Annotated in this window: 5 protein-coding genes; 3 read left to right on the top strand and 2 right to left on the bottom strand. The window is 44.5% G+C overall.

Features of this window, described 5'->3' with window-relative positions; genetic code table 11:
• Nucleotides 1-178: 178 nt before the first annotated feature.
• Nucleotides 179-1,126 carry a 7,8-didemethyl-8-hydroxy-5-deazariboflavin synthase subunit CofG gene (gene cofG, locus NIES1031_RS23015; RefSeq protein ID WP_073551761.1) on the top strand — a complete coding sequence of 316 codons (948 nt, stop codon included), beginning with the start codon at nucleotides 179-181 and terminating at the stop codon, nucleotides 1,124-1,126.
• A 176-nt stretch (nucleotides 1,127-1,302) separates the two neighbouring features.
• Entirely contained in the window at nucleotides 1,303-3,036 is a 1,734-nt protein-coding gene (hflX, locus tag NIES1031_RS23010) for a GTPase HflX (protein WP_178378230.1), read from the top strand.
• A gap of 3 nt (nucleotides 3,037-3,039) precedes the next feature.
• Here hflX and NIES1031_RS23005 read toward each other — a convergent pair whose 3' ends face one another.
• Both NIES1031_RS23005 and ubiE read right to left on the bottom strand, forming a co-directional pair.
• A complete protein-coding gene (locus NIES1031_RS23005) occupies nucleotides 3,040-4,275 on the bottom strand; it encodes a DUF445 domain-containing protein (protein WP_073551759.1) in 1,236 nt (411 codons plus the stop codon).
• Between the two features lie 66 nt (nucleotides 4,276-4,341).
• Nucleotides 4,342-5,031: a bifunctional demethylmenaquinone methyltransferase/2-methoxy-6-polyprenyl-1,4-benzoquinol methylase UbiE gene (gene ubiE / locus NIES1031_RS23000; protein WP_073551758.1), complete on the bottom strand. Its 690-nt coding sequence runs from the start codon at nucleotides 5,029-5,031 to the stop codon at nucleotides 4,342-4,344.
• 128 nt (nucleotides 5,032-5,159) lie between these two features.
• Between ubiE and NIES1031_RS22995 the strand changes: the two genes are divergently transcribed.
• On the top strand, nucleotides 5,160-6,242 hold the full coding sequence (locus NIES1031_RS22995; RefSeq protein ID WP_073551757.1) for a RuBisCO accumulation factor 1: 1,083 nt from the start codon (nucleotides 5,160-5,162) through the stop codon (nucleotides 6,240-6,242).
• The last annotated feature ends 247 nt before the right edge of the window (nucleotides 6,243-6,489 follow it).

Below are 6,489 nucleotides of genomic sequence, written 5' to 3'. Positions count from 1 at the left end.
CAATGATGCGCTTTCGCGTCTTTGTAGAGTTGTTGTCATACTTTTATGATTGCTTTTGCTTTGCTGAATGATTTTGTAGGTGTTGTTCCCTACACTTAATACCTTAAGCTATTTGTTGCGATTTGTAAAGGATTTTAAAAATTTTTTAGAATTAAGTGAGTTCTAGCAGAGCGAAGTAATGTCCGGCGTTATTACGTATAGTCCTGCCTACACCTTAGTGCCTACCTATGAGTGCTTTAATCGCTGTGATTATTGCAATTTTCGCGTAGAACCAGGTAAAGCACCCTGGATAACCCTCTCTACAGCCGAAAAAATCCTCAAAGAATTACAGAATCAAAACGTTTGTGAGATTCTTATTTTAAGTGGCGAAATTCATCCGCATTCATCAAGGCGTGAATCATGGCTACAGTTAATTTATGGGTTATGCGAACTGGCGATCGCACTGGGTTTTTTGCCACATACAAACGTAGGGCCTCTAAGTTTTGTAGAAATGCAACAGCTTAAAACCGTAAACGTATCGATGGGTTTAATGCTAGAGCAACTAACGCCTGCGTTATTAAATACAGTTCATCGCCATGCACCGAGTAAGATACCAGAACTAAGATTACAACAACTCGTTTGGGCAGGAGAATTACAGATTCCGTTTACAACAGGTTTACTTTTGGGAATTGGCGAAACACAAGATGATTGGTGGGAGACGTTGGAGGTGATCGCGCAATTACACACTCGTTATGGTCATATCCAAGAAGTCATTCTGCAACCTTACAGCCCAGGAAATCAACAAACATGGAACGCAGCAGGCTTTAAACCGCAGCAGTTACCGGAAGTGATTGCGAAAGCTAGAGAACTTTTACCCGCAGAAATTACGATTCAAATTCCACCAAATTTAGTTTCAGATCCCAACTGGTTACTTGCTTGTATTAAAGCAGGAGCAAGAGATTTAGGCGGTATTGGTCCAAAAGATGAAGTCAATCCAGATTATCCGCACTTATCTGATGCTGATTTATTACAAATATTAAAGTCAGCAGGATGGCAACTCATACCACGTTTGCCGATTTATCCGCAGTATGACAGATGGTTGTCTGAACCTCTATACAAAGCAGTACAATCTTGGAGAAATAGGTAACAGGTAATCGCACTTGGCAATTAGCATTTAGCCATCAAACAAAAGCTAACAGCTAACGGCTAATTGCTATCAATTCACCAATTACCAGTTACTAATGACCAATGACCATCATTCAACATGAAAAGAGCACGATAAAATAGACATAGTGAATTCAGAAGACCAAATATTGGTCGAAGGTGCCTATCGAGACTATTTACGGTAATCTTCAAGGTTTAAAGTCCAGCCAGATTAAGCAACTACAACGGCTGTATCAACAACGCCTACCAGGCGATCGCCCGACAACACCAGAATTTGCCCAGCGTTTGGCAGCAATTAGCACCGAAATTAATCAACCGGTGTGTACCTATGTAAATCGTCGGGGACAAGTAATTCGTGTAGGGGTTGGTACGCCACGTCAAACTCAAATTCCACCACTAGAACTACCACGCTATGGTGCAGAACGTCTTAGTGGTATTCGCTGCATTGCTACGCAACTCAAATCTGAACCACCCAGCGAAGCGGCGTTAACTGCAATGGCGCTGCAAAGATTAGATGTTCTAGCGGTACTCAACATCACAGGGTCAGGATTTCAACGTCGTGGTGGTGGAGCAACAGGATATGTTAAAGAAACTTATCTGGCGCATTTGGTTCCTAGTAGCGAAGAAACAGAAACTGATACACAGCAGACGCGCACTTCACCGCTAGCGAGTTGGAATGTGTCACAACCACTCAGTTTAGATGTTCTGAGTAATCAGGATTTTCTTGATTTAGTTGAAGGACTCGAAGCTGAATTTCAGCGCGAATACGTTGCAACGCAAGTAGATAGCGACCGTGATCGCGTACTCATTGTAGGCGTCCAAACTGACACTCTCACACCACAAGCGTTTCAAGATACTTTAGATGAATTAGCGCGATTAGTTGATACCGCTGGGGGAGAAGTTTTACAAACATTCCGCCAAAAGCGATCGCGTCCGCATCCGCAAACCGCTGTTGGTGAAGGAAAAGTGCAAGAAATTGCTTTAACTGCACAAACGCTAGGTGCTAACTTAATTGTCTTTGACCGCGATCTTTCACCCGCGCAAGTCCGCAACTTAGAAACGCAAATCGGAATTCGCGTTGTTGACCGCACTGAAGTCATTTTAGACATTTTTGCCCAACGCGCTCGCACGCGGGCGGGTAAATTACAAGTCGAACTTGCCCAGCTTGAATATATGCTGCCGCGACTGACAGGGCGGGGTCAAGCGATGTCGCGACTTGGTGGTGGGATTGGAACTCGCGGACCTGGTGAAACAAAACTAGAAACCGAACGCCGCGCGATCGCCAGACGGATTGCAAGATTACAAGAAGAAGTCAATCAACTACAAGCGCATCGATCACGTCTGCGACAACAGCGCCAACATCGCGAAGTTCCTTCAGTGGCGATCGTTGGCTATACGAACGCAGGAAAGTCTACACTACTCAATGCACTGACTAATGCGGAAGTTTACACAGCGGATCAGTTATTTGCAACGCTTGATCCAACGACACGCCGTTTGGTAGTTCCCGATGTGGGTGGAAAACCGCAAGCCATAGTATTAACAGACACGGTGGGCTTTATCCACGAACTTCCAGCGTCACTCATGGATGCATTTCGCGCCACGCTTGAAGAAGTGACAGAAGCCGATGCGTTACTTCATGTTGTCGATCTTTCGCATCCAGCATGGCAAAGTCAAATTCGGTCAGTGATGAGTATTTTGTCGGAAATGCCTATAACTCCAGGACCCATGCTGATTGCTTTGAACAAAGTTGATCGCGTTGATAGTGATACGTTAGCCGTCGCGCAAGAAGAGTTTCCGCAAGCAGTGTATATTTCTGCAAGCGATCGCTTAGGATTAGAAACTCTCCGCCAACGCCTCGGACAACTTGTGCGCTACGCGGTTGCGCCTAGCTAAGGACTAGAAATTACGGAAGATCAAAAATAGGGTTTGTAACGAACCGACGACAAATCCTAAAACTCCACCTAAATTAACAATTGCTTGTAGCTCATTTTTAACAATTCCTTCGACTGCGGTTTCGAGATCCGCTGCGGAAGTTGATTTAACACGATCAACAATCACTTGATCGATTGACAAAATTGGAATTGCCTGCGCCACAATATTTTCTAAATCGCGTTCTAGGTAGCGTTCTAAAATTAATGCCAGTTCTTTGCTAACAACATCGAGCGAAGTAGTTACTGCTGCTGAATTACGCAGACGGTTTAACAGGAGACTCGCTATATTTTCCCAATCAAGCGAATCGCTTAAGCCTTGCAGAACTTCACCGCCACGCGTTTGTAAATAGCTGCGAATCGTATCGCGGATCGTTTTGCGTAGCTGGCGTACTGTCGAGACAGGTAAGTTTTGTAAAGACAGATTTTTTAACCAAGTTTTGAGGCGGTTACGAACGTCTAATGAGCGAGTTAATTCTTGGATGCGATCATTTGCAGCTTCTCTTTCGTCTAAGCAGTAACTTCTGAGGCGCGTTAAGGTATTACGTAAACCGAATAAATTAGCAACAACCCAGTAAGTTCCGCTGGCTTTTTCGCGAAAGCCTTCATCAATCGTTTGAATTGTGCGATCGGTGAGAAAGTCAACTAAAAGCTGACGAATCACGTCGGGTGGTAAAACAACTTGTAATAACCAGTCTGCAAGTTTAGTCGCTTGTTCGTCGCTCAGTTGAAACTCAAGGAGTACTTGATCGAAAATCTGATTCGTTTGCGCTTCTAAAAAATCTTCGCGTCGCGCTAAAACTTTGAGTAAACGTGGTAAAGATTGACCAAGCAAATCTTTGAGGATATTTGCCGTAATTTTTGCAGTTTTCTGCTCTTTGTCAAGGCGAATTTGATCTAAGGCTAATCGTAGCAGCCACAAAATACCAGCCTGCACACGTTCGGGTTGCAGTAAGCGCCGTGCTAAATTTTGCAATTCTTCTGGCGTCAGCAGTGACCCCATGATTGTGTCTGCAACCCGCTTTGCTAACCGTTCTTGGTTGCGCGGAATTAAACCTGGGGTAAACGGTAAACGATTTCGACCGATATAGATTGCTCGGTAAGGACGAAAGAGCATCTTAATGGCTATGTCGTTCGTAAAATAGCCAATAATTCCTCCAAGTACAGGAGGTGCTGCATAAAACCAAAGGTTAGACCAGTCCAAGGATGCGAACCGATAAGAATTTCAGGTCTTAGATTTTGGCAAAGACAATGAATGCTCCACACAAATCTAAGGTTTTGTGATTGTCAATACTCCCATCATACCGCTAGCAATGGGGTAGTGTGTGGCTTTGGTAAAGCCTGCATCTTGAGCTAATTTGAGTTGTTCTTGACTGGTAGGAAATCGCTCTAAACTGGGGCTGATGTAAGCGTACTCTTCGGTTAAGCCAAGTTGATGCGCGAGTGGAACAACTAATGTATCGAGATACCACTGTTGAAATGCTCGCATTTGCGAATTACTAGGGCGATGAAAGTCCAAAATAGCAGCTGTGGCACCAGGTTTGAGTACGCGGTGTAATTCTTGAAGGCAAAGCGGAATATCGATAACATTACGCAATCCGTAGCCCATTGTCGCTGTATCAAAGAAATTATCCCCGAAGGGTAACTTCAAAACGTCGGCTTCTATCCAGGTAATGGCAGTAGAGTATTGTTGCGAACGTTGTTGGGCGATCGCCAGTAACTGCGGTGAAAAATCCACGCCATAAACTTGACCTGTAGTTCCTACGACACGACTCAGCCTTAATGTCAAATCGCCACTTCCACAGCATAAATCAAGACAAGTGTCTCCAGCTTTTGCACGACTCCATTTAACGGTCATTTGCTTCCAAATGCGATGCTGCCCTAAACTCAGCCAATCGTTCATTTGGTCATAAACTGGGGCAATACGGTCGAAAATGTCGCGGATTTGAGTTGAAGTCATAAGGAGTGGCTAGTGGTTAGTGCAAAAGAATTTTATTGTAGTATTTCTCCTCTACTTCCTCCGCCCCTCTGCTTCCTCTACACTCTTCACATTAAAATAGGATTTGTGCTTAACGAGTTGCTGAGATTATGACTGAATTACCAGCGAATCTTGCTAATGATGGTGAATCTCAAGAAGTGCTTGAGGAATTATTGCGATCGCTACGGCAAAAGCAGGGCAATTGGGTAGAATGGGGCAAAGCTTGTGCCAGGTTACAAAAGTCTGGTTATAATTCCCAAGCAATTTTTGAAGCAACTGGATTTGAGCCAGTGCAGCAAAATCAAGTAATTGTGGGCGCGCAAGTGTATGATTCTATTGAGAAAGCTGAAGCACCGCCCGAAGTGCGATCGCATTATGCCCAGCGGGGTAGTGATGTATTATATGAACTGCGCTTATTAACTCAAGCTGAACGTGCTGCGGCGGCTGAGTTGATTTTATTGCACCGCCTTGATGCGGACGAAGCAAAAGAAGTTGCTAAAGCCGTTAAAGAATTTTCGCGATTTCGGACATTACCTGCAGGCTTTTCCAATCATCCTGGTGATGCGTTAGCGTATCAATCTTGGAAACTCGCGCGGCAAAAAAATGATTTACAAGAGCGATCGCGTTTAATCGCCAAAGGTTTGAGATTTGCGCATACTGCAACTGCTAGAGAACAGCTCGAGCAACTTTTAGTCGATTTTACCGTTGTCTCGAAGCGCCCTGCACCACGTTTGCCGTTTTATCGTCTTGAAGCTGAGGAAGAATTACCGCGCCTGGTTCCTGTGGTTGGCGAAATGCCTCTGAAGGCGGATGACTTTAAAGCAGTTCCCCTAGTCGCAGAACTAGAGCCGTTTCGCATGGTCAAATTTGCTGGAGAACAAGCGTGGGTACCAATACCAGGATGGCAAATTGTCTTGAGTGCACAAGATCCAGTGGCAATTTTGTGTAAGGGCGATCACTTACCAAATCAAACTGAAACTAGTAAAGAACAAGTCTTAGTCCTTGTTGATCGTTCCCAACGTGAATGGGATGTTAATAGCTACTTTGTTGTTGAACAATCAGGACAACTCGAATTTCAATGGTTTGACAGCGCGACTGATACTCCACTACTCGGTCGAGTTGTTCTCGTACTGCGTCCTAAGCGAATTGTTGATGAAGAACTTACTAAAGATTCGTGGCAAATCGATGAGTAGGACAACACTTCCTTTCCTACTCTTCTATGCCAAGTCGTTCTAATTGACCTGTTCAATCCCGTATACGGTTTGCCCATTGATCCTCTTGTTAATAAGTCTGGTATTTCTAGCTCAATAGATGCCTTGGGCATTTATGGTCAAGAATAGACTTTCTGCGACGCTTGCCTTGTTCGACCTGACGCGTTCTCACACCAAATCGGCAGATAAAAGCCCATCGAGAACGCCATCTTTCCAGTGAAGACCTGAA

It is taken from the genome of Chroogloeocystis siderophila 5.2 s.c.1 (assembly GCF_001904655.1).
GTDB lineage: Bacteria > Cyanobacteriota > Cyanobacteriia > Cyanobacteriales > Chroococcidiopsidaceae > Chroogloeocystis > Chroogloeocystis siderophila.
This window is presented reverse-complemented; position numbering and strand designations above follow the sequence as displayed.